21 protein-coding genes and 1 pseudogene are annotated in these 23001 nt (G+C 71.5%); 11 read left to right on the forward strand and 11 right to left on the reverse strand.

The features are described from left to right. Nucleotides 1–456 precede the first annotated feature (456 nt). Nucleotides 457–1215 carry a hypothetical protein gene (locus OG254_RS04400; RefSeq protein ID WP_405577406.1) on the forward strand — a complete coding sequence of 253 codons (759 nt, stop codon included), beginning with the start codon at nucleotides 457–459 and terminating at the stop codon, nucleotides 1213–1215. A 31-nt stretch (nucleotides 1216–1246) separates the two neighbouring features. On the opposite strand, the gene OG254_RS04405 is transcribed toward OG254_RS04400, so the two are convergent. Then, complete coding sequence (locus OG254_RS04405; protein WP_405577408.1) at nucleotides 1247–2062, reverse strand: putative protein N(5)-glutamine methyltransferase; 816 nt, start codon at nucleotides 2060–2062, stop codon at nucleotides 1247–1249. A gap of 309 nt (nucleotides 2063–2371) precedes the next feature. On the opposite strand from OG254_RS04405, the gene OG254_RS04410 reads away from it, so the two are divergent. Both OG254_RS04410 and OG254_RS04415 read left to right on the forward strand, forming a co-directional pair. Beyond that, nucleotides 2372–2977: a sulfite oxidase-like oxidoreductase gene (locus tag OG254_RS04410; RefSeq protein ID WP_405577410.1), complete on the forward strand. Its 606-nt coding sequence runs from the start codon at nucleotides 2372–2374 to the stop codon at nucleotides 2975–2977. Beyond that, nucleotides 2970–3734 carry a ferredoxin reductase gene (locus OG254_RS04415; RefSeq protein WP_405577412.1) on the forward strand — a complete coding sequence of 255 codons (765 nt, stop codon included), beginning with the start codon at nucleotides 2970–2972 and terminating at the stop codon, nucleotides 3732–3734. The genes OG254_RS04410 and OG254_RS04415 overlap by 8 nt, the downstream gene beginning before the upstream one ends. Before the next feature lie 255 nt (nucleotides 3735–3989). Here the strand turns inward: OG254_RS04415 and OG254_RS04420 are convergent, their stop codons facing one another. Further along, nucleotides 3990–5369, reverse strand: coding sequence for an 8-oxoguanine deaminase (locus tag OG254_RS04420; protein WP_405577414.1), 1380 nt, complete (start codon nucleotides 5367–5369; stop codon nucleotides 3990–3992). A gap of 103 nt (nucleotides 5370–5472) precedes the next feature. On the opposite strand from OG254_RS04420, the gene OG254_RS04425 reads away from it, so the two are divergent. From OG254_RS04425 to OG254_RS04440, 4 genes are all read left to right on the forward strand, one after another. Further along, nucleotides 5473–6441: an acetylxylan esterase gene (locus tag OG254_RS04425; protein WP_405577416.1), complete on the forward strand. Its 969-nt coding sequence runs from the start codon at nucleotides 5473–5475 to the stop codon at nucleotides 6439–6441. A 9-nt stretch (nucleotides 6442–6450) separates the two neighbouring features. Next, nucleotides 6451–6855, forward strand: a complete 405-nt coding sequence (locus OG254_RS04430; RefSeq protein ID WP_405577418.1) for a nuclear transport factor 2 family protein — start codon at nucleotides 6451–6453, stop codon at nucleotides 6853–6855. A gap of 109 nt (nucleotides 6856–6964) precedes the next feature. Continuing rightward, entirely contained in the window at nucleotides 6965–8131 is a 1167-nt protein-coding gene (locus OG254_RS04435; protein ID WP_405577420.1) for a serine hydrolase domain-containing protein, read from the forward strand. Between the two features lie 130 nt (nucleotides 8132–8261). Beyond that, nucleotides 8262–9005, forward strand: a complete 744-nt coding sequence (locus OG254_RS04440) for a GntR family transcriptional regulator (protein ID WP_405577423.1) — start codon at nucleotides 8262–8264, stop codon at nucleotides 9003–9005. 99 nt (nucleotides 9006–9104) lie between these two features. Here the strand turns inward: OG254_RS04440 and OG254_RS04445 are convergent, their stop codons facing one another. Both OG254_RS04445 and OG254_RS04450 read right to left on the reverse strand, forming a co-directional pair. Beyond that, a complete protein-coding gene (locus OG254_RS04445; RefSeq protein WP_405577425.1) occupies nucleotides 9105–9869 on the reverse strand; it encodes a class I SAM-dependent methyltransferase in 765 nt (254 codons plus the stop codon). A 5-nt stretch (nucleotides 9870–9874) separates the two neighbouring features. Next, complete coding sequence (locus OG254_RS04450) at nucleotides 9875–10432, reverse strand: PadR family transcriptional regulator (RefSeq protein ID WP_351185643.1); 558 nt, start codon at nucleotides 10430–10432, stop codon at nucleotides 9875–9877. A gap of 70 nt (nucleotides 10433–10502) precedes the next feature. On the opposite strand from OG254_RS04450, the gene OG254_RS04455 reads away from it, so the two are divergent. From OG254_RS04455 to OG254_RS04470, 4 genes and pseudogenes are all read left to right on the forward strand, one after another. Next, nucleotides 10503–10901, forward strand: coding sequence for a nuclear transport factor 2 family protein (locus OG254_RS04455; protein WP_351185640.1), 399 nt, complete (start codon nucleotides 10503–10505; stop codon nucleotides 10899–10901). A 101-nt stretch (nucleotides 10902–11002) separates the two neighbouring features. Further along, the gene (locus OG254_RS04460) at nucleotides 11003–11830 is read left to right on the forward strand and encodes a class I SAM-dependent methyltransferase (protein WP_405577428.1); all 828 of its coding nucleotides are present in this window, start codon (nucleotides 11003–11005) and stop codon (nucleotides 11828–11830) included. 242 nt (nucleotides 11831–12072) lie between these two features. Further along, nucleotides 12073–13209 carry a transcription termination factor Rho gene (gene rho / locus OG254_RS04465; protein WP_405577430.1) on the forward strand — a complete coding sequence of 379 codons (1137 nt, stop codon included), beginning with the start codon at nucleotides 12073–12075 and terminating at the stop codon, nucleotides 13207–13209. Nucleotides 13210–13480: 271 nt separating this feature from the next. After that, nucleotides 13481–14140: pseudogene (locus OG254_RS04470) on the forward strand (D-alanyl-D-alanine carboxypeptidase family protein); the annotation flags it as partial. An 83-nt stretch (nucleotides 14141–14223) separates the two neighbouring features. Here the strand turns inward: OG254_RS04470 and OG254_RS04475 are convergent. The 7 genes from OG254_RS04475 to OG254_RS04505 form a co-directional block, all read right to left on the reverse strand. Then, nucleotides 14224–15576, reverse strand: a complete 1353-nt coding sequence (locus tag OG254_RS04475) for a glycosyltransferase 87 family protein (protein ID WP_405577432.1) — start codon at nucleotides 15574–15576, stop codon at nucleotides 14224–14226. After that, nucleotides 15573–16967: a polyprenol phosphomannose-dependent alpha 1,6 mannosyltransferase MptB gene (gene mptB / locus OG254_RS04480; protein WP_405577434.1), complete on the reverse strand. Its 1395-nt coding sequence runs from the start codon at nucleotides 16965–16967 to the stop codon at nucleotides 15573–15575. Before mptB ends, OG254_RS04475 begins: the two co-directional genes overlap by 4 nt. 242 nt (nucleotides 16968–17209) lie before the next feature. Next, complete coding sequence (locus tag OG254_RS04485) at nucleotides 17210–18148, reverse strand: glutaminase (protein ID WP_405577436.1); 939 nt, start codon at nucleotides 18146–18148, stop codon at nucleotides 17210–17212. 50 nt (nucleotides 18149–18198) lie between these two features. Next, nucleotides 18199–19608: an aspartate ammonia-lyase gene (aspA, locus tag OG254_RS04490; protein ID WP_405577438.1), complete on the reverse strand. Its 1410-nt coding sequence runs from the start codon at nucleotides 19606–19608 to the stop codon at nucleotides 18199–18201. Between the two features lie 118 nt (nucleotides 19609–19726). Beyond that, a complete protein-coding gene (locus OG254_RS04495) occupies nucleotides 19727–20743 on the reverse strand; it encodes an asparaginase (protein ID WP_405577440.1) in 1017 nt (338 codons plus the stop codon). Between the two features lie 49 nt (nucleotides 20744–20792). Continuing rightward, nucleotides 20793–22232: an amino acid permease gene (locus tag OG254_RS04500; protein ID WP_405577442.1), complete on the reverse strand. Its 1440-nt coding sequence runs from the start codon at nucleotides 22230–22232 to the stop codon at nucleotides 20793–20795. After that, nucleotides 22229–22906: a FadR/GntR family transcriptional regulator gene (locus OG254_RS04505; RefSeq protein WP_351186014.1), complete on the reverse strand. Its 678-nt coding sequence runs from the start codon at nucleotides 22904–22906 to the stop codon at nucleotides 22229–22231. The genes OG254_RS04500 and OG254_RS04505 overlap by 4 nt, the downstream gene beginning before the upstream one ends. Between the last annotated feature and the right edge of the window lie 95 nt (nucleotides 22907–23001).

Genomic DNA, 23001 nt, shown 5'->3' on the forward strand with positions numbered 1-23001 from the left:
CAACCGCCCCTCACAAGGTGCGCAGGGCACCGCTCGGTGCGTCCCGGGCCGAAACCTGCGACCCCGAGCGGAGCGAGCGCGCCTCGCCCGAACGCTCGGACCCATGGCGCGACCAGTGGCGGAGCCGCGGACAGTGTTCGGACGTGCGGCGAGGACCAACGGCCCGATGCCCGTTCAATTGCCGTACAGAGGTCTCGTTTTGGCCCCGTATGGAAGCTTTCGACTTCCCAAAGCAGCGCTTATACGGACCCATTTCGGAGCAGGTTTAGGTGAATCGGAAAGTACTCGTGAATCGGCCAGTACGGCCGAACTCCGACCGCACGCTCAGAAGCAGACGCCCCTTTCACAGGAACGGATTCACAGGAACTGATTACCGGTTCCTTATGGTTCGCACCCCACAATCACAGCAAGGCATGGCATGGGGATGCCGGGTGGCGTGACCGAGAGGAGCGAGCGGTGACACACGATCCGGATCACGAACACCAGGTCGGCGGCGAACCGGCCGGCACCGACTTCGAGGTCCTGACGGGACCGGGCGGCCCGGGGCGGGAGCAGCCACGCGGGGCGGCGCTGCGCGGGCTGTGGCAGCGGCGGTCCGGCCGTGCCAGGGCGGTGACTGCGGCGGCCACGGTCGCCGCGCTGGCCCTCGGCGGTACGGTCGCCTACGCCGCGACCTCCTCGGGCTCCGGGGACGGGCCCTCGCCTGCCGCGTCCGGGCCGGCATCGCCGTCACCGGGCACGCCAGGCGAACGGCACGGGCCCGGCCGGTGGTTCGGCCTCGGCCCAGCCGGCGTGCACGGCGAGTCGACGGTCAAGGACCCCGACAGCGATGAGTGGGTCGTACGGATCTGGCAGCGCGGCACCGTCGAGAAGGTCGACGGCGACCAGGTCACGGTGAAGAGCGAGGACGGCGCCGAGTGGACGTGGACCGTCGGCTCGGACACCACCGTGCGGCACGACGGGGACAAGGGCTCCGGCACCGGTGACCTCAAGAAGGGCGACGACATCTTCCTCGTCGGCACGCGGTCCGACGACGACACCAGGACGGCCTCGCGTGTTCTCGCGGGCAACTGGGAGGAGTGGAAGAGGGAGAAGGGCAAGGACCGGGACGCAGGGCCGGGTGACGGGCGGGGCAAGTTCCCCGGACCTCGTCACTGGGACCGGCCCGGTTCCGGCCCCTCGGAGGGTCAGTCGCACAGCGGCGCCACGACCTGACCCGGCCCTGCGGCCCCGCCTTTCGGCGGGCTCAGTTGCGGCCGATCACGACATTCGCGTACAGCTCCTCGGAGACGACCAGGCGCGCCGACAGCCCGCTGCCGATGAAGGCATCCAGGGCCGTCGGCGCCTGCCGTTCGCTCGTCTCGATCAGCAGACAGCCGCCGGGGGCCAGCCAGCGGGGCGCCTCGGCGGCCACCCGGCGCAGGACGTCCAGGCCGTCCGGGCCTCCGTCGAGGGCTGCACGAGGCTCGTGATCGCGGGCCTCCGCGGGGAGGAGACCGACTTCGTCGGTGGGTACGTACGGCACGTTCGCCGCGAGGATGCCGACCCGTCCGACCAGGCTGTCAGGGAGCGCCTCGAACAAGTCGCCCGTGTGCACCTGACCGCCGTAGGCGGCGACGTTGCGGCGGGCACAGCGTACGGCCGCCGGGTCGATGTCGGCGGCGTGCAGTTCGATCCGGCCGCGGGTGCCGAGTGCGTCGGCGAGGGCGGCGCCGACCGCGCCCGAGCCGCAGCACAGGTCCACGACGACGGACGCGTCGGGTGCGGTGGCGAGGGCCTGCTCGACCAGGAACTCGGTACGGCGGCGGGGCACGAAGACACCGGGTTCGACGGCTATGCGCAGGCCGCGGAACTCGGCCCAGCCGAGGACGAGTTCGAGGGGCAGGCCCGTGACACGCCGGTCCACCATGGCGGCCAGCTCGTCCGGGGTGCGGGCGGCGGCCAGGATCAGCCGGGCCTCGTCCTCGGCGAAGACACAGCCTGCGGCGCGGAGCGCGCCCACGACGGCGTCGTACGGGAGTGGCAAGGGGGAAGCGGGAGAGGAAGGAGACAGAGGGGGCATGGAAGCCGAGAGCCTTTCGGAAGCCGAAGGGTGCTCTCGCGGCCGCCTACCGGCGGTGATCCGCGCCGATCCGAGGTGAGAGCACCCGACCTGACACAGCGGTAATGGGTCTCACCTCCCGGGTCTCTGCAAGGGCCGGGGCTGTCCCGGCCGGACGGCCACATTACCTCAACGATCACGGTCGCCGTCAGGCAGTTCCCGGCCCTCCGTGGGACGGCCCCGCCGGAGCGCGTACGGTTGTACGGAGCACGTACCGATCAAGCTCGACCCGCGGGCCGTCGCCCACGACGGCCTGGAGGCACCACCCGCATGAACGTCACCCGAGGCTTCACCGGGCGCGCACGCGTCCGGAACGACGCGCTGCCGCCCGGCCAGTACGACGCGGGCGACGACTGGCCCGTCCTGTCCGCCGAGGTCACCCCCGAGCTGACGCCGGCCGAGTGGTCGTTCCGCGTCGACGGGCTGGTCGAGGAGCCGCACAGCTGGAGCTGGGACGAGGCGCACGCGCTGCCGTCCTCGGTGTTCGAGGGCGACATTCACTGCGTGACGAGCTGGTCGAAGTTCGGTGTGCGGTTCGGAGGCGTGTCGCTGGACTCCTTCCTCGGTGTGGTCCGGCCCCATGAGTCGGCCACACATGTCGTCGCCTATTCGCACACCGGCTACACCACCAACCTTCCGCTGGCCGACGTGACCGGTGGGCGGGCCTGGATCGCCTGGGAGTACGAGGGGCGGCCGCTCGCTCCGGAGCACGGTGGTCCGGCGCGGCTGCTGGTGCCGCACCTGTACTTCTGGAAGAGCGCGAAGTGGATCGCGGGTCTGCGCATCCTCGACCATGACGAGCCGGGGTTCTGGGAGCAGAGCGGCTACCACGCCCGCGGCAACCCGTGGGAGGAACAGCGGTACTCCGGTGACTGAGGCAGCCGAAACGTTCACGCCGCAGACCCGGTTCGCCGTGCCCGGGCGGATCGCCGTCAGCGAGCAGGCCGCGGCGCTGTGGCAGACGGCCACGATCACCGAGATCCGCCGTGAGACCCCGCGTGCCGCGACCTTCCGGCTCGCGGTGCCCGACTGGGCGGGCCATCTGCCCGGCCAGCACCTGATGCTGCGGCTCACCGCCGAGGACGGCTATGTGGCCGGGCGCCACTACTCGATCGCGTCCGCGCCCGACGATTCCGGGCACATCGAGCTCACCCTCGACCATGTGGACGGCGGTGAGGTCTCGGGCTGGTTCCACACCGTGGCCGAGCCCGGTGACACGGTCGAGGTGCGCGGCCCGCTCAGCGGCTTCTTCGCCTGGCCCGGGGACCGGCCGGCGCTGCTGGTCGGTGCCGGGTCCGGCGTCGTCCCGCTGATGTCGATGGTGCGGCACCACCGGGCACGGGGACTGGACGTGCCGCTGCGGCTGCTGGTGTCGGCGCGCAGCCCCGAGGAGCTGATCTACGCGCGGGAGTACGGCGTGGAGACGACGCCGGTGTTCACGCGAAGGGCACCGCAGGGTGTGGCCGTGGGACGTATGGCCGCCGCACATGTGGCGCCCCTCCTGGCCGAGCAGCCTCCTGGTGGGTGGGAGGCCTATGTGTGCGGCTCGAACGGATTCGCCGAGCATGCCTCGCGGCTGCTCGTGGCGGCGGGCCAGCCGGTGGGACGTATCCGGATAGAGCGCTTCGGCTGATCGGCGGTCCGGTGCGGAGCCGGATGAGGTTGCGGCGTCCGGTACTGAGGCGGATGAGTTTGCGGCGTCCCGTGGGTGCCGCCCTTGACTGCCGTCCGACCTGACCCGCGACCCGCGGCGCCCTTCGCCCTGCCTGGCGGCACCCGGGTGCCATGTCCCGTGCCGACCGGTTGCCCCGCCCCCGTGTCACCCCGTCGGTTCCTCGGCGCCGCGCACCCCTCACGCCTCGACTGCCGTCCGCCCCGCAGCCTCTCGCTATCGGTCCCCTTGCATCTCCCGTGCCACCCCGCCATGCACCCGCAACGCGTCCGCCAACCCCGGCAGCCGCGGCTCGCCACGGTCGACCAGGATCCGGCCGCCCACCACGGTCGTCCAGGCCCGGGCGGGCCCGCATCGCAGCCAGGCCTCCACCGGGTCGCTCAAGGCGCCGGCCAGGGCGACCTCGTGCTGGTCCCAGACGACCAGGTCGGCGCAGGCGCCGGGGCGCAGATGGCCGAGTTCGTCGTCCCGGCCCAGGCAGCGTGCCGAGCCTCGGGTGGCGATGTCGAGGGCATCGCGGGCAGTCATCGCGCCGGGGCCGCCCCGGTAGCGGCCAAGGAGCAGTGCCGCCCGGGTCTCCATCCAGAGGGAGGCGTGGTCCGTGGAGGCGGAGCCGTCGCAGCCGATGCCGACGGGCAGACCCAGTTCGCGCATCTCGGTCACGCGCGCGGTGCCGCCGCCGATGAGCATGTTGGAGCTGGGGCAGTGCGCCACGCCGACGCCCGCGGCGGCGAGACGGCGCAGCTCGTCGCCGGTCGGGTAGATGCAGTGCGCGACCCAGCTGCGGTCGCTCATCCACCCCGTCTGCTCGAAGTACTCGACGGGACGGCAGCCGTAGGTCTCGAGACAGTAGACGTCCTCGTCGTGGTCCTCGGCGAGGTGTGTGTGCAGTCGTACGTCGTGCCGCTCGGCGAGTTCGGCGGTCGCGGTCATCAGGGACTTGGTGACCGAGAAGGGCGAGCAGGGCGCGAGCGCGACCCGTACCAGCGCGCCCGGCTCGGGGTCGTGGTGCGCCCTGATCAGCCGCTCGCTGTCGGCGAGGACCTCGTCCTCCGTCTGCGTGACGCTCCTCGGCGGCAGCCCTCCGTCGTCGACCGAGCGGGTCATGGAGCCGCGGGTGGCGTGGAAGCGGAAGCCGATGTCGCGGGCGGCGCGGATCTCGGCGTCGACCAGGTGCGGGCGGGGATGGACGTAGAGGTGGTCGGCGGACGTGGTGCAGCCGCCCATGAGCAGTTCGGCCATGCCGACGTACGCCGACACGTACGCGGCCTCCTCGTCGAGACGCGCCCAGAGCGGGTAGAGCGTGGTGAGCCAGTCGAACAGCGAGCCGTTCACGGCGGGCGCGTAGGAGCGGGTGAGGTTCTGGTAGATGTGATGGTGCGTGTTGATCAGGCCCGGGGTCACGAGCCGTCCGGCCGCCGAGACGGTCGTGCGGGCGTCGGGCTCGCTCCCGGCGGGGCCGACATCGGTCACCCGACCATCGGTGACGGCCAGCCAGCCGCCCGGGATCTCCCGCCCTCCGTCCACGACGAGCAGTGCTGCATCCCTGACCAGCAGGTCCGCGACCTTGACGGGAGGATCGACGGCAGACGTCATGGCGCCATCGTAGGCACACGGCACGGCGAAGTTCTGGCGAGTCCTCCGATCACCCACGTACGGTGTGATCATCCGCAGTCACTCTTCGCAAAGGCGGTCCGTCATGGCACTGTTCGACCTTCCGCTCGACGAACTGCGTGAGTACCGCAGCGAGTCCGTCGAACCCGAGGACTTCGACTCGTTCTGGTCCAAGACCCTCTCGGAAGCGCGCGAGCACGACCTGGACGCCCGTTTCGAGCCGGTCGACGCGGGGCTGTCCACGGTGCGGGTGTTCGACGTGACGTTCGCCGGGTTCGGCGGACACCCGGTGAAGGGCTGGCTGCGTCTGCCGGCCGGGGCCACCGAGCCGCTGCCGCTGGTCGTGGAGTTCATCGGCTACGGCGGCGGGCGCGGCCTGCCCCACGAGGACCTGCTGTGGGCCTCCACGGGCCGGGCGCACTTCGTGATGGACACGCGCGGCCAGGGCAGCGCGTGGGGCGGTGGCGGCGGGACACCGGACCCGGTGGGAGCCGCGCCGGCGTACCCCGGGTACATGACGCGGGGCATCGAAGCGCCCGAGAACTACTACTACCGCCGGGTGCTCACGGACGCGGTCCGTGCCGTCGAGGCCGCCCGCTCGCATCCCCTCACCGACGCCTCCCGCACGGTCGCGCTGGGCGCGAGCCAGGGCGGCGGCATCACGATCGCGGTCGGCGGCCTGGTCCCCGACCTGACGGCGATCGCCCCGGACGTGCCGTTCCTGTGCGACTTCCCGCGCGCGGCGACTCTCACGGACCGTCACCCGTACCGCGAGATCGGCCTCTACCTCAAGACGCACCGGGGGCGCACCGAGGACGCCCTGCGCACCCTGTCCTACTTCGACGGCGTCCACTTCGCGGCCCGTGGCCGGGCACCCGCTCTCTTCTCGGCGGCCCTGGAGGACCAGACCTGCCCGCCGTCCACCGTCTTCGCGGCCTTCAACGCCTGGGCCCACGACGAGAAGGCCATCGAGGTGTACGACTTCAACGACCACGAGGGCGGCGGCCCGTTCCACCAGGCGGCCAAGCTGGACTGGCTGCGCACGCACGCCTGAGGGTTCCCCATGGAGACACGTGAGGCCGCGCAGCGGTTCGTCCGCGTCTGGCGGCGGGCCTGGGCCGAGCACGACGTGGACGCGCTGCTGGAGCTGTACGCCGAGAGCTGCGTCCACCGCTCGATGCCGTTTCGCGAGCCGCACCGGGGGCGCGCCGAACTGGCCGAGTATCTGCGCTGGTCGTTCGCGGCCGAGCGGGTGACCGACGTGCGGTTCTCCGCCCCGGTCGTCGGCGCGGGCGGCGTGGCCGTGGCCGAGTTCCGGGTGCTCGCCGAGGAGGAGGGCGCGCCGATCACGCTCGCCGGCTGTGTCCTCGCGCGTTTCGACGCCGCGGGACTGGCGGTGGAGACCCGCGACTACTGGCACACGGTCGAGGGGCACCGGGAACCGGAGGACACGCTGTTCCTCGGGTGACTTCGGCCGTCCGCACTCCTTCCGTCCAGTCCGACCAGTCGGTACGTTCGGGGAGCCCGCGGCGCGGTGTCATGGCCCGGGCTTCCGGCGGACGACAAGGGGTGGACCGATGGCACAGCACGAGGCAGGGGTGCAGGGGCAGTGCGATCCGCGGTTCGCGGCGGTGCGGACGGCGTTCGAGGCGAACTTCCGGGAGCGTGAAGAGCTGGGCGCCGCGGTCTGCGTCACGATCGACGGCCGGACGGTCGTGGACCTGTGGGGCGGATGGGCCGACCCGGCGCGCAGCCGGCCCTGGGAGCGCGACACGCTGGTCAACGTGTGGTCGACGTCCAAGGGCCCGACGGCACTGTGCGCACACATCCTCGCCGACCGGGGCCTGCTCGACCTCGACGCGCCGGTGGCCACGTACTGGCCGGAGTTCGCCGCCGCAGGCAAGGAGCAGATCCTCGTACGGCATCTCCTGTCGCACCGCGCCGGTCTGGCCGGGTTGCGGGAGCCGCACTCGTTCGAGCAGCTCTGCGACTGGGAGCTGACGACTCAGCGGCTCGCGGCGATGGAGCCCTGGTGGGCGCCGGGGACGTGGTCCGGGTATCACGCGTTCACGTACGGCTTCCTGGTCGGGGAGGTCGTACGGCGGGCGTCGGGGCTGCTCCCGGGGGCGTTCCTGGAGCGGGAGGTGACGGGGCCGCTCGGCATCGACTTCGCGATCGGGTTGCCGGGCAAGGAGGCGGGGCGGGTGGCCGAGCTGATGCAGCCGGCGATCGAGCGGACCAGTGAACAGGCGGCGATCTTCAGCCAGTTGGCGCCCGTCGCCCTGGCCGCGCTGACCAACCCGATCCTGGGGGCGGCACAGGCCAACTCGCCCGAGTGGCGGGCCGCCGAGATCCCCGCCGCGAACGGGCACGGGACCGCGCGGGCGGTCGCGGCGCTGTACGGGATCTTCGCCGGGCGAGGGTCGTACGACGGCCACCGTGTCCTGTCCCCAGAGGCGGCCGAGCGGGTGCGCGAGGGGCAGGGCGGCTGCCGTGATCTTGTGCTCGGCGCCGGGTTCGCGAACGACACCGAGATCGGCCTCGGCCTGTGGCTGAGCGGGCCGAACGGCTCGTACGGCCCCAACCCGCGGGCTTTCGGACATGACGGCTTCGGCGGCTCGTGCGGCCTGGCGGACCCGGAGGCCGGGGTGTCGCTGGGCTATACGATGAACCGGATGGGGCCTCATATAGCGGACGACCCGCGGAAGATGGCGCTGATCGACGCCGTGTACAGCGCCCTGTGACGACCCGTCGGCGCGGGCGGTTTCGGCCGAAGTGAGAGGCCGCCCTTCCCTGGTGGTTTAGACCACTGCTTAGATCTGGTGACGCAAGGAGCCCGCACGGCTACAACATGTCACCAACAGGAGGCGCGGCATGGCCCGCACCACCCCGCACGAGCGCCCGCTCGCCGAGGAACATCCGCTGTACTGGCGGATCGCCACCCAACTGCTCGGCGAGCTGCGCGACGGGACGGTCCCGCCCGGCGAACGACTGCCGGGAGAACGGCAGTTGGCGGAGCACTTCGAGGTCAGCAGGGAGACCGTTCGACAGGCACTGGAGGTGCTGCGCCGCAGCGGCCTCGTCGCCACCGACCGGCGGGGCAGCCATGCCACGCTGCCCGGCCTGCCGGTCGAGACCGCGACCTCGCTCACCTTCCCGGTCGGCGCCCGGTCCACGGGTCCGGGCGCCGCGGACCGCGCCACGGTCGCCTGGGAAACCCCCTCACCCGAGCACGCCGAGGCCCTGGGGCTCGCCCCGCGCTGCCGGACCCTGGTGCACCGCTACGAGTCCGCGGACGCCGACGGACGTGGCCGGCGCACAGCCGTGACGTCGTTCTCGGCGGTGGCGCTCGCCGAGGTGGCGGAGCTGGCCCGCTACCGCGACCGCACGGACAGCGCCGGTTCGGCCCAACTGCGCCGCGCCTACGACTGGATGCGCAGGGCGGGCCTCTCGCTGCACCACCGCGATGCCATCACCCGGCTCCCGGGCGCGTCAGCGGTGTGTGTCACCCGGTGGGTCCACGACCAGTACGCCCGCCCCCTGGAGATCACGGACCTCGTCGTGGACGCCCAACAGGACGCCTTGGTCTACGAGTTCACGCTGCCGGCGGCGGGCTGAGGGCTCACCACCCGGGACTGCCGGGCGAACGGCGCCAGTTCGACCGTTCGCTCGAGCTCGTGGCAGTCCCGGGGCCCGGGAACCCGCAGGATGTGCCCGTCAACCCGCCTGGTCCGGCCGTCGCGCCACGACCATCCGCACCCGCGGGCTCCCGTCACCCCGCCGCCCGAACTCGGGCAGGGGCCGCAGCTCCACCTCGAACCCGGCGCGGGCCAGCTCGCGGCGCACCTCCCCGAGCCGGAAGGCCCGGTAGTACATGACGAACCGCGGCCGCCACACGGCGTTGCGCACCCGCATGACCGCGTCGAAGCCCAGCAGCATCCAGTAGGCGACCGACACGGGACGGGGCGGGGCCACCACCGGGAAGGCGAAGCGGCCGCCGGGCCGCAGGACGGAGTGGACCTGCGCGAACAGACCCGGCAGCTCGCGGGGCAGGAAGTGCCCGAACGCCCCGAAGCTCACCACCAGGTCGAAGGCGGAGGCGAAAGGCAGGGCACGCGCGTCCGCACGGACCCAGCCGACAGACGGCTCCCCCGCATCCGACTCCCCGGCACGTCGCTCCCCGGCCCCCACCCGCCGCCGCGCGACCTCCAGCATGCCGCCACTGAAATCGACGCCGACGACGCTGCGTCGGCACACGTCGGCCAGCACCTCCACGCCGGCGCCCGTCCCGCAGCACAGGTCGAGACCGTCGTCGTACGGGCCGCTCCGCACGAGCGACGACGTGACGGCGTCGAGCACCGAGTCAGGCGTACGGAACGGCGTGTGGTCGAACTTCGGGGCGAGCAGGTCGTATCCGCGCTCGACCGACGACAGGGCCTGGACGGCGAGTTCGCGCAGGGAGGGGCCTTCGGGGCTGAACATCCGCGTCACCCCTGCGCCACGCGCTGCTTCAGGACGACGAGGACCCGCTCGCACCAGCTCAGGATCTGCTCCTCGAAGGAGATCCCGGCCAGCAGCGTCAGATACGGCCCGACCCGGTCGGACTCACGCAGATACTCCTCCTCGGTCCGGCCGTCGAGCATGCGCGCCCGGACGCGCTCGTAGCGGCCGAGCTTGCCGCGCGCCCACGTCATGCGCTCCTCGATCATGGCGCGGGTGGTCTCGGGGTCCTCCATCGCCTGGAGCTTGATCAGGAGTTCGTCGCGGATGGCGGTGGGCCTCCGGGGCGGCTCTGCGGCGAAGGTCCGCAGGTCCTCCCGTCCGGCCTCGGTGAGCGTGAACATCCGCTTGTTGGGCCGTCGTTCCTGCTGTACGAAGCGGGCCTCGACGAGGCCGTCCTGCGCGAGGCGTTCCAGCTCCCGGTAGAGCTGCTGCGGGGTCGCGGGCCAGAAGTTGGCGAACGAGATGTCGAAGACCTTGGACAGCTCGTAGCCCGAGGCCTCGCCCTCCAGAAGGGCGGCCAGGACGGCGTACTTGAGGGACATGTGGACACCGTAACAGTAGGTGACTATTCTCATCCGCACCTACTCAACTAATTGACTATGAGGTGATCCGATGCGCGCGTTCCGCGAGGCCGTCGAGGCGGGCGACGCCGATGCCATGGAGACCCTGCTGGCGCAGGACGTCGTCTTCACCAGCCCGGTCGTGTTCAAGCCGTACGCCGGCAAGGCGATCACGGCGGCGATCCTGCGCGGTGTCGTGCGGGTCTTCGAGGACTTCCGCTATGTGCGGGAGATCAACGACCCGAACGGCCGTGATCACGCGCTGGTCTTCACCGCGCGGGTCGGCGACCGGGAGATCACCGGCTGCGACTTCCTCCGGGTGAACGAGGAGGGACTGATCGACGACTTCATGGTCATGGTCCGGCCGCTGTCGGGCGCGCACGCGCTGGCCGAGGCGATGGGCGCGCAGTTCGAGCAGATCGAGAAGGAGGCGCAGGCCCGGTCCGTGTGAGGACCGACCGGCGAGCGGGGCCGTCCCGAATCGACGTCCGGGGCGTCCCCGTACCGGTATTTCTGCCACCCGGCGCCGGCCGGGCACGGTTGGATGTCCTCATGACCACCGACGAGCACGCGCGGATGATGTCGGCCAACCAGGCGAACTGGGACGCCCGCACCCCCGTCCACGTCGCCAGCCGGTTCTACGGCATCGAGCAGGACCTCGACCCCGCCCGCTGGTTCGCCTCCTTCGAGTGGGACGACCTCGGTGAGCTGGCCGGCCATGACGTGCTCCACCTCCAGTGCCACCTCGGCACCGAGACGATCGCCTTCGCGCAGCGCGGGGCACGGGTCGTCGGCCTGGACTTCTCCGCGGCGTCGGTGGCCGCCGCGCAGGGCATCGCCCAGCAGGCGGGGCTGGACGTCACGTACGTACAGGCGAACGTGTACGACGCCGTAGCGGCCCTGGACGGGCGGCAGTTCGACGTCGTCTACACCGGCAAGGGCGCGCTGTGCTATCTGCCCGACCTGGACCGCTGGGCGGGTGTGGTGTCCCGACTCCTGCGTCCGGGTGGGCGGTTGTACATCGCGGAGTTCCATCCGCTGCTCAACTCCCTCGGCCCCAAGCCGGGCCCGGGCGAGGGGCCGGAGCTGCTCCTGCGCCACGACTACCTGGGCGGCGACGGTGCCGTGCGCCGGGACGCGACGCACACCTACACGGACGGCCCGGCCGTGACGGGCGCCACCGACAGCTATGAGTGGATGCACGGAATAGGAGAGGTCCTGGGCGCGTTGACGGACGTGGGACTGACCATCCGGCGCCTCACGGAGAGCGACGAGCTGCCCTGGCAGCGCTGGCCGCGGATGGAGCGCACGCCTTCCGGCTGGTGGCGGCTTCCCGAGCCGCGCATCCCGCTTCTCTACGGACTGCTCGCCACGCGCTGAAGCACCGTGGTACCGTCCCGTTAGCACCTGTGTACGCCCGGTTCAGGGCGCCGGTGCCAGTTTCTCGCTCAGTTCGCCGGTCGGTGTACCGGCTTCTCATCACCACCTCGTGACCAGCGTTCCGCTGCTTTCGACGTGCTGTTTCCGCCGCCCGAAGGCGCTCTGTCCGCCTTCCCGTAGTCCGCGGCTCATCCCTTCCTTCGCATGTCTCATGCCTTCCGTCCTTGAAAGGACCCACCACCATGACCACCACTCTCGAAAACCCCCCAGTACAACAGCAGCCCCCGGTCCGTGCCGTCACGGGCGTGCTCGACATCGACGCGAACGGCAAGGGGCACCTGCGCGCCGAGCACCTGCACCCCTCCCCCACCGACCTTCCGGTCTCCCCCGCGCTGATCCGCCGCTACGGCCTGCGCAAGGGCGACCTGGTCGACGCCGTACGCGGCGAGGGACGCACCCTCACCGACGTCGCCCGTGTGAACGGGCGCATCCCCGACAAGAACCGCCGCCGCTTCGGCGACCTGACGCCGCTTCACCCGCGTGAGCGGATCCGCCTGGAGCACCCGGCATCCGGTCTGACCGGCCGGGTCGCCGACCTGATCGCCCCCGTGGGCAAGGGCCAGCGCGGTCTGATCGTGGCCCCGCCCAAGACCGGCAAGACGGTCCTCCTCCAGCAGATCGCTGCCGCCGTCGCCGGCAATCACCCCGAGTGCCGGCTGATGGTGGTGCTCCTCGACGAGCGCCCCGAGGAAGTCACCGACATGCGGCGCTCAGTGCGGGGCGAGGTGTACGCCTCGACCTTCGACCGGGCGCCCAAGCAGCACATCGCGCTGGCCGAGCTCGTCATCGAGCGGGCCAAGCGGCTCGTCGAGGCGGGTGAGGACGTCGTCATCCTGCTCGACTCCCTGACCCGGCTGTGCCGGGCCCACAACAACGCGGCCGGGTCCGGTGGCCGCACGCTGAGCGGCGGCGTCGACGCGGCCGCGCTGCAGGGGCCCAAGCGGTTCTTCGGCGCCGCGCGCCTGGCTGAGGAGGGCGGTTCGCTCACCATCCTCGCCACGGCCCTGGTGGAGACCGGCTCCCGTGCCGACGACTTCTACTTCGAGGAGCTCAAGAGCACCGGCAACATGGAGCTGCGGCTGAACCGGGATCTGGCCTCCCGCCGTGTCTTCCCGGCCGTCGACATCAACCCCTCCGGCACCCGCCGCGAGGAACTCCTGCTGCCCCAGGCCGAGTTGACGACGGTACGCGGCTTGCGCCGGGCGCTGCAGACCCGGGACGGCCAGACCAACCTGGAGACGCTCCTGGAGCGCATGCGCGAGACGCCCGACAACGCCACGTTCCTTCGGCGGATCCAGCCGACGCTGCCCGGCGAGTGACCCGTCCGGAGTATCGCCCGTCCGGGTGCCCGCGCGGCCCGACCGGCCCGGGCAGCACGGTCTGAGGCGGCTCCGTTCCTACGTTGGCAGTATGAAGATCGGATTTACTTCCCGGGCTCTCGTGGCCACCTGCGCGCTCTGCGCGACCGGACTGCTGGCGCTCGCGCCCGCCACCGCGGTCGCCCGCGACGGGCACGACCCCGACACGCCCGGCGCGCCCCGAGCGGCGGCGCCCCCACGACCCGCGCTGCTGTACCGGTCCGGCACTCAGATGCGTCCCCACTCCGGGGCGCCGCTGCTCCCCCGTGTCTCCGCGCTGTCGTGGCTGGTGGCCGACGCCGACTCCGGCGAGGTGCTCGCCGCGTACGACGCGCACCGCAGGCTGCCGCCCGCCAGCACCCTGAAGACGCTGTTCGCCCTCACACTGCTGCCGACCATGCCCGCCGGCGTCCCGCACACCGTGCGCGCGCAGGAGCTGGCCGGGATCGGGGCCGGCAGCAGTCTGGTCGGTGTCGCCGAGGGACGTACGTACCGGATCGCCGATCTGTGGCGCGGGGTGTTCCTCAGCTCGGGCAATGACGCCGTGCGGGTGCTGGCCTCGCTGAACGGCGGCTGGCGTGCCACGGCCGCCCGGATGCAGGCCAAGGCGCGTGCACTGGGCGCCCTCGACACGCGGGTGGTGTCGCCCGACGGGTACGACACACCCGGCCAGGTGTCCTCGGCGTACGACCTGGCGGTGTTCGGCCGCGCGGGGCTGCGCAACGCGGAGTTCGCGCGGTACTGCGGCACGGCCGAGGCGACGTTCCCCGGCAAAGGCGGCTGGGCCTACCCGATCCGCAACACCAACCGGCTGCTGACCGGCGCGGACGGCGTCGACCCGTACCCGGGCCTGATCGGCATCAAGAACGGCTACACCAGCGAGGCCGGCAACACCCTCGTGGCCGCCGCCCGCCGGGGCGGTCGCACCCTCGTCGTGACGGTGCTGAACCCCCGGTCGGGCGGCGGGCACGCCGTCTACGAGGAGGCGGGCGAACTGCTCGACTGGGGGTTCGGCGCGGCCGGGCGGGTCGAGCCGGTCGGGTCGCTCGACGGCTTGCGGGCCAGACCGAGGCCGGGGCCCAGCACGGTGCCCGTGGTGGCGGCGGTGGCGCCCGAGGGCGAGCCGGGCTGGGCGGAGGCCTGCGCGATCGTGGGCGCCGCCGGGGTGGGGGCCGGCGCCGTGTCGCTCGTGACGCGCGGCAGGGTGGAGCGGTCGGCGCCGAGCTGACCGACCGGCAGCCACAGCAGCAGGCCGAGGGTGATCCACGCGTAGGTGTTGCTGCCGAGGAAGCCGTCGACACCGGACGCGTCGTCGAACCACAGCCACACCACGCTGGTGCACAGCGCCGCGTACAGGGCGGCGGCGACCCGCCGGTGCCCGGCGCGGACGAGGACGGCGAACGACGGCAGCAGCCACACCAGGTGGTGGACCCAGGTGATCGGGCTGACCAGGCAGGCGGTCAGCCCGGTGAGGGCGAACGCCGCCGTCCAGTCCCCCGCCACGACCGCCCGGCGGGTGCGCGCCACCCAGACGCCCAGGACGACCAGCACCACGACCGCCCAGACGGCGCGGCTCGACACGTCCAGCCGGGCCAGGATGCCTTGCAGGGACTGGTTGGAGACATAGTCGAGGCGGCCCACCCGGGTGGTGTCCCACATGGCATGCGTCCAGTAGAAGCGGGACGCGCCGGGCGTGATCCAGGCCGCCAGCGCCGTCGCCGCGGCTGCGACGGCCGTCGCCACGGCGGCGGCGCGCCAGCGCCGGGCCACCAGCAGCAGACCGATGAACGCGGCCGGCGTCAGCTTGATCGCGGCCGCGAGGCCGATGCCCACACCCGCCCAGCGCTCCCTGCCCGTCGCCAGCAACCAGCAGTCGAGGAGCACGAGGGCCAGCAGCAGGATGTTCACCTGGCCGAAGCTGAAGGTGTCCCGCAGCGGTTCGAACAGGGCCAGCCCGCAGACGGCCAGCGCACAGCCGTACCAGCCGTAGCGCCGCCAGGCCCGCCCGGCCAGCACACGCAGCGCGAAGGCCAGCGCCGCCAGGTTGAGCAGCAGCGCCACCGCGATGGCGACGTGCAGATCCATGAGGGCCATGGGCAGCATCACGACCGCGGCGAACGGCGGGTAGGTGAAGCCGTACGTCGTGCCGGGCACCCGGTAGTCGTAGATACGGCCGTCGTGGTGGATCCAGCTGTCGATGGTGCCGTAGTAGACACGCAGGTCGAACCAGTCACGCAGCAGCGGCACGGTCGCGGTGAAGACGATCACGGCGGCGGCGAGCACGAGTACGAGCGCGAGCCGGCCGCGATCGGTGCGGGGCAGCTTCATGCGGTGCGCTCCAACGCCGGGGCCTGCGCGGCCAGATGTGCCTGCCACAGAACGACCACCGCGAGCGCGCCGCCCGAGATCGCCAGCACGAGCTGGCCGACGTCCGCGGCGCTGCCGCTGGGCAGCACCGCGAGCGCGAGCACTCCGGTGAGGGCCGCCACGCGGTGCCGTACCGAGGTGCTGGGCGCCGCGGCCGCTATGAGGAACAGGCCCCACAGCGCGTACCAGGGGCGGATCGCCGGGCCGAAGGCGGCCACGGCCGCCAGGCTCAGGCCGAGCGCGTACACGGGGCGCGGACGCCAGCGCCACCATATGAGGAGCACGAGGACCCCGGTGAGGATCAGGCCGAAGGTGTGCCACACCGGCACGGCCAGCGGTGCCAGACCGCTGCCGGCCTGCTCCAGCATCGATTCGGTGGCCCGGCCGAGCAGACTGGTGAGCGCCCAGTTCTGCGAGGAGACCGGTGTGTCGAGGGCGCCGATCCACCCGTATCCCGTGCCCGCCACGGCCGTGGCGGCGACCGTGGTGGCGGCGGACGCGGCCGCCGTGCTCAGGACGGCCTTCACCGGGCGGTGGCCGGACCGCATCTGGAGCAGTACGACGGCGACGAGGCCGAGCGCGGCGGGCGCCTTGACGAGGGCCGCCAGCGTCACGAGCACGGCCCCCAGGATGGGCCACCGGCCGAGCGCCGCGACCAGACCCGCGCCGAGCAGGCCCAGCATGATGGCGTCGTTGTGGGCGCCCGCGACCAGGTGCAGCAGTACGAGCGGGTTCAGCGCACCCAGCCACAGCGCGGCCGCCGGGTCGGCTCCGCTGTGCCGGGCCAGGCGCGGCAGCGCGGCCGCCATCAACCCCACTCCGAGCAGCGCTATCAGCCTCATGCCGATGAGCCCCGCGGGCAGTTCGCCCCGGGTCACACCGGACAGCACGGAGGCGACGCCGAGGAACACCGGGCCGTAGGGGGCCGCCGTGTGCCGCCACAGCGGGGCGACCTCGTCCGCGAGCGGGCCGCCGAGGCGGGAGGGGCCGTACGCGTACACGTCGAGGTGCGCGTCGACCATGGCCCCTTGCGCCAGGTAGCTGTACACGTCCCGGCTGAACAGCGGCGGCGCGATCAGCAGCGGGGTGGCCCAGACGGCCAGGACCAGCAGCAGGGCGCGCGGGGTCGGCGGGTCGGCGCTGCGCACGAGCCGGCCGAGCAGCAGCCATGCCGCTATCAGCAGGACGACACCGAAGTACACGCCGACCAGGCCGAGGGCGGCGTGCGCCGAGCTCGGGGCCAGGAGTTCCCGAACCGGCAGCGCGCCGGACGTCTCACCGCCCAGGGCGAGAAAGGCGGTACCGGCCAGACCGAGTATCTGGCAGCGGCGGAGATCGACGGGGAAAGCCATGGCCAACACTCGCTCAGCGTGTCAACGCCGGGTGGCCAGTAGTTGACGCGGTTCTCTCCGGGGGGAAGCCGAAGTATGACCGGCCGGTGATCGATTGTGGGCGTTGGTTGAAGGCTGCAACGCGTCTGCCTGGTGCGGTGGATTGCAGGCTGCGGGAGCGTTGTGGCTGATCGCGCCCACGCGGCGGAGCCGCAAATCGACACAGCCCCGCGCCCCTGAGGGGCGCGCTTCGCCCACCCGTCCTAGAACACTGACAGGCCCGTCAGAGTTGTGAATCTGTCCAAGGCCGCCACCCCTGCAACCGAATTGCCCCGTTCGTCCAAACCCGGGCTCCACACACACAACGTGCATCGGCCCGGCACCACCGCGATGATTCCGCCACCCACGCCGCTCTTGCCGGGCAGACCCACCCGATACGCGAAGTCGCCCGCCGCGTCGTACGTGCCGCAGGTCAGCATGACCGCGTTGATCTGTTTGGCCTGGCTGAGGGTGAGCAGGCGGGTGCCGTCGGCCCGGACGCCGTGCCGGGCGAGGAAGGTGGTGGCCAGGGCGAGGTCGGCGCAGGACGCCTTGACGGAGCACTGGCGGAAGTACTGGTCGAGCAGGGCCGGCACGGGGTTGTCGATGTTGCCGTAGGACGCCATGAAGTGGGCGAGTGCGGCGTTCCGGTCGCCGTTCGCCGTCTCGGAGGCGGCGACGTCCTGGTCGAAGTCCAGGGTCGGGTTGCCGCTCTCCGTGCGGAGGAAGGAGCGCAACTCCCCCGCCGCGTCGCCGGTACGGGTCTGGAGGCGGTCGGTGACGACGAGGGCGCCCGCGTTGATGAACGGGTTGCGCGGAATGCCGTTCTCGTACTCCAGCTGGATCAGGGAGTTGAAGGGGTTGCCGGAGGGCTCGCGGCCCACGTGCTCCCAGAGTTCGTCGCCCTCGCGGGCCAGGTCGAGCGCGAGGGTGAAGACCTTGGTGATGGACTGCGTGGAGAACGGCTCGCGCCAGTCCCCCACGCCGTACACCGTGCCGTCGAGTTCGGCGACGGCCATGCCGAAGCTGCGGGGGTCGCAGGCCGCGAGCGCCGGGATGTAGTCGGCGGGCCGGCCTCGGCCGGGGGTCCGCTCGATCTCCTCCGCGATGCGCTCCAGGATCGGCTGGAAGGTCAGTGACGTCGACGCTGCCATGATCACCATTGTGCCTCCCGGCCGGTCCCTTCGCGCATCCGAGGTGGGGTTTGCGCTGGTCAGGCCAGGGCCTGGCCGCTGCCCGCGACGACCTCCGGGCGCAGCAGGTCGGCCAGCGTCTCGGCCGGCAACAGGCCCTTCTCCAGGACGAGTTCGGCCACACCCCGGCCGCTGACGAGGGCTTCCTTGGCGATGTCGGTCGCGGCCGTGTACCCGATGTGCGGGTTGAGGGCGGTGACCAGGCCGATGGAGTTCTCCACGGAACGGCGCAAGGCCTCGGTGTTGGCGGTGATGCCGACCACGCAGCGCTCGGCGAGGGTCACGCAGGCGTTGCGCAGGTGCGTGATGCTCTCCGAGAGGGAGTGCAGGATGATCGGCTCGAAGGCGTTGAGCTGGAGCTGTCCGGCTTCGGCGGCCATGGTGATGGCGACGTCGTTGCCGATCACCTCGAAGGCGACCTGGTTGACGACCTCGGGGATCACCGGGTTGACCTTGCCGGGCATGATCGACGAACCGGCCTGCACGGGCGGCAGGTTGATCTCGCCGAGGCCGGCGCGCGGCCCGGACGACAGCAGGCGCAGGTCGTTGCAGCTCTTGGACAGCTTCACGGCGATGCGCTTCAGCACGCCGGACATCTGGACGAACGCGCCGCAGTCCTGGGTCGCTTCGACCAGGTTGGCGGCGGTCACCAGCGGCAGCCCGGTGATCTCGGCGAGGTGGCGGCGGGCCGACTCGGCGTATCCGGCCGGGGCGTTGAGGCCGGTGCCGATGGCGGTGGCGCCCAGGTTGATCTCGTGGATCAGCTCGACGGCCTCGGCGAGCCGGGACCGGTCCTCGTCGATCATGACGGCGTAGGCGGAGAACTCCTGCCCGAGCGTCATCGGCACCGCGTCCTGAAGCTGCGTACGGCCCATCTTGAGCACGTCGCGGAACTCGACGGCCTTGCGGGCGAACGCGTCCTGGAGCACAGCCATCGCCTTGAGCAGCCCGCGCACGGCGAAGACGGTCGCGATCTTGACGGCGGTCGGGTAGACGTCGTTGGTCGACTGACCGAGGTTGACGTCCTCGTTGGGGTGCAGGTACCGGTACTGCCCCTTGTCGTGGCCCAGCAGCTCCAACGCCCGGTTGGCGACGACCTCGTTGGCGTTCATGTTGGTCGAGGTGCCGGCGCCGCCCTGGATGACGTCGACGACGAACTGGTCGTGCAGCTCGCCGGACCGGATCTCCCGGCAGGCGGCGACGATCGCGGCGGCCTTCTTCGGGTCCAGCAGCCCGAGCTCCTCGTTGGCGAGGGCGGCGGCCTCCTTGACGGCGGCGAGGGCGTCGATGAGGTGCGGGTAGGCGGAGATGGGCGTGCCGGTGATGGCGAAGTTCTCGGTGGCACGCAGGGTGTGGACACCCCAGTAGGCGTCGGCGGGGACATCACGGTCGCCGAGCAGATCGTGCTCGCTGCGGGTGACGGCGTTCATGAGGGAACGGTTCTTCTTTCTGAGAGGGTGAGGGTCAGCGCCCCGTCAGGGGCGCGGGGAACTGCGCGACCAGCCACATCCGGCTCGCAGCCGCCGTACGAGAAGTCCCGGCACATCCTTAGGCGCAGGCCGAAACCACGACCGGCTCCAGCGAACGAACAGGCCGCACGCACCCGACCGCTTGACCGCCCCCGAGAAGCGCCTCTCCTCGGAACTCGGTGAGCAACTCCGGATCGACCCCGGCCCAGGCAAGAGCGGCGGCAGCCACCGGCACCCGCGCCCGATTCGCCCCGTCGGCGATCTTCACGGCGATGGCCCGACCGTCCGGCAGCGCAGCGACCTGCACGCCCTCGAACCCGTCCTTGGCGAGCAGCCCGGGCACGGCCCGCATCAGCGCGGCCACATCCCGCCCGGAGCCGGAGGCCATCTCGGCGTGCTCCCGCATCGCGTCGGCGACCCGCGCCTCGGGCGTGCCTGGCACCGCGGTGGTGATCCGGGCGGCGGCGCGCGCAAGGCCGTGCAGAGACACGGAGAACAAAGGAGCCCCGCACCCGTCGACGGTCACCCGCGCGATCCGCTGCCCCGTGAGGTCCTCCACGATCTCGGCGATCGCCTGCTGAAGGGGGTGCCCGGGGTCGAGGTAGTCCTCCAGGGACCAGCCGTTGAGCCGGCAGGTGTAGAGCATGGCCGCGTGCTTGCCCGAGCAGTTCTGGGCGAGCCGGGAAGGCAGGCGGCCCGCCCGTACCCAGGTGTCCCGGACGACCGGGTCGTACGGCATGTCCGGGACGTTGCGCAGATGGTCCTCGGTGAGCCCGGCGAGTTCGAGGATGCGCCGGGTTCCGGCGAGATGGCGTTCCTCGCCGGAGTGGCTCGCCGCGGTGAGCGAGAGCAGCTCACCGTCGAGCGGGAGCCCGGCCCGGGCCATGGCGACGGCCTGGACCGGCTTGAGCGCCGAGCGCGGGTAGAAGGCGGCCTCGATGTCACCGAGCTGGAACCGGACGTCCCCGTCGCCGCCGAGGACGACGACGGAGCCGTAGTGGATGCCTTCGATCATTCCGCCGCGTATGAGGTGGGCGACGGGGGCGTGGAGAGGTTCGCGGACAAGGGGTGCGTCCGCTATGGAACTGCTGTACATCACTGCCTGTTTTCGTGGGTCGATGAGGGGTCGTCGACCGACACGGGTCTCACGTGTCGGCCTTGACGGAGGTGCGCGCCACACGGCTTCGGATGCCGTACCAGCCCGCGACCAGCACTCCGGCGATCAGCGGCAGGCACAGCACGGTGGTGCGGCCGGCGCCTCCGTCGGCGTACATGAGGACCAGGACGGAGGCGAGGAAGGCCAGCGTCACGAGTTCGGTCCAGGGGGAGCCCGGCAGTCGGTAGCCGGGCCGGTCGAGTTCGCCCTTCTGGGTCTTCTGCCAGAAGAGCAGGTGACAGATCATGATCATGCCCCAGGTGGCGAGGATGCCGATCGCGGCGAAGTTCAGCACGATCTCGAACGCATCGGCCGGGACGACGAAGTTGAGTCCGACGCCCAGGACACAGATACCGCTGGTCAGCAGGATGCCGCCGTACGGGACCTGGCTGCGGCTCATCACCGAGGTGAACTTCGGGGCGGAGCCGGACATCGCCATGGAGCGCAGGATGCGGCCGGTGGAGTACAGGCCGGAATTGAGCGAGGACATGGCCGCGGTCATCACGACCAGGTTCATGACGCCGCCCGCTGCCGGGATGCCGACGTTGGACAGCACGGTGACGAAGGGGCTTTCGCCCGCCTTGTACGACGACCAGGGCAGCAGCATCGAGAGAAGGAGGACGGAGCCGACGTAGAAGAGGCCGACGCGCCACATGATCGAGTTGATCGCCTTCGGCATGATCTTCTCGGGGTTCTCGGTCTCACCGGCGGCGACGCCGACCAGCTCGACGGAGGCGTAGGCGAAGACGACGCCCTGGACGATCAGCAGCATGGGCAGCAGGCCGTTGGGGAAGAGGCCGCCGTTGTCGGTGATCAGGGACGGGCCGGGGGTGTGGCCGTCCACGGGCTGCTGGGTGACCAGCAGGAAGATGCCGATGAGCATGAAGACGACGAGCGCGCCGACCTTGACGATCGCGAACCAGAACTCCAGCTCGCCGAAGATCTTCACCGAGATCAGGTTCACGGTGAGGACGACGGCGAGCGCTATGAGCGCGATCACCCACTGCGGGATGTCGGAGAACATGCCCCAGTAGTGCGTGTACGTGGCCACCGCGGTGATGTCGGCGATGCCGGTGGTGGCCCAGTTCAGGAAGTACATCCAGCCCGCGGTGTACGCGCCCTTCTCTCCCATGAACTCCCGGGCGTACGACACGAAGGCGCCGGAGGACGGGCGGTAGAGGACGAGTTCGCCGAGGGCCCGCACGACGAGGAAGGCGAAGACGCCGCAGACCGCGTAGGCGATGAACAGGGACGGGCCGGCGTCGGCGAGTCGGCCGCCGGCGCCGAGGAACAGGCCGGTGCCGATGGCCCCGCCGATGGCGATCATGTTGACGTGCCGGGACTTCAGGGACTTGCTGTACCCCTCGTCCCCGGCGTCGACATGGCTGGAACGTTTCTGCACGCCTTCGTGCAGGGACTGCTCACTCACGCCTCGGGTCCGCCTTCCGTGGTGCTGTCCGTGCGCGGGGGGCGCACGATGTCGGTGAGGGTCGTCTCGACGCGGTCGAGGTGGTGCGCCATGGCGTCGGTCGCGTCGAGTTCGGAACCGTCGATCAGCGCCTCGACGATCGCCCGGTGCTCGCGGTTGGACTGCTCGCGGCGGCCGCCCAGCTCGTTGAGGAAGGCCGACTGACGCGCCAGTGCGTCGCGGATCTCCTCGATGACCCGGCGGAAGACCGGGTTCTGGGCGGCCTCGGCCACGGCCAGATGGAAGAGGGTGTCCATCGCGACCCACGCGGTGGTGTCCGTCTCCCGCTCCATGCGGTCCAGCAGATGAGCCAGGTGGTCGAGGTTCTCCGGGGTGCGGCGCAGCGCCGCGTACCCGGCGACCGGGATCTCGACGTGCCGGCGCACCTCCAGCAGGTCGCTGGCCGAGTAGTCACCGAAGGTGGGGTCCTCGACGGCGTTGGCGACGACGAAGGTGCCCTTGCCGGTCTTGGAGACGGTCAGGCCCATCGTCTGCAGGGCCCGCAGGGCCTCGCGCAGGACGGGCCTGCTGATCTCCAGGGTGCGGCACAGCTCCGCCTCGGAGGGGAGCTTGTCGCCCACGGCGTACTCGCCGCGCTCGATGGCGCTGCGCAGGTGCGCCAACACCGCCTCCATGGCGCTGACGCGTCGCGGAGGCTGACTGGCTGTCCGGCTGTCTGACAGGTTCACGAGAGTGATACTCCGGGTGAGCGGAGGGTGGTGTCAAGAGA

The organism is Streptomyces sp. NBC_01092 (assembly GCF_045039535.1).
Taxonomy (GTDB): Bacteria; Actinomycetota; Actinomycetes; order Streptomycetales; family Streptomycetaceae; genus Streptomyces.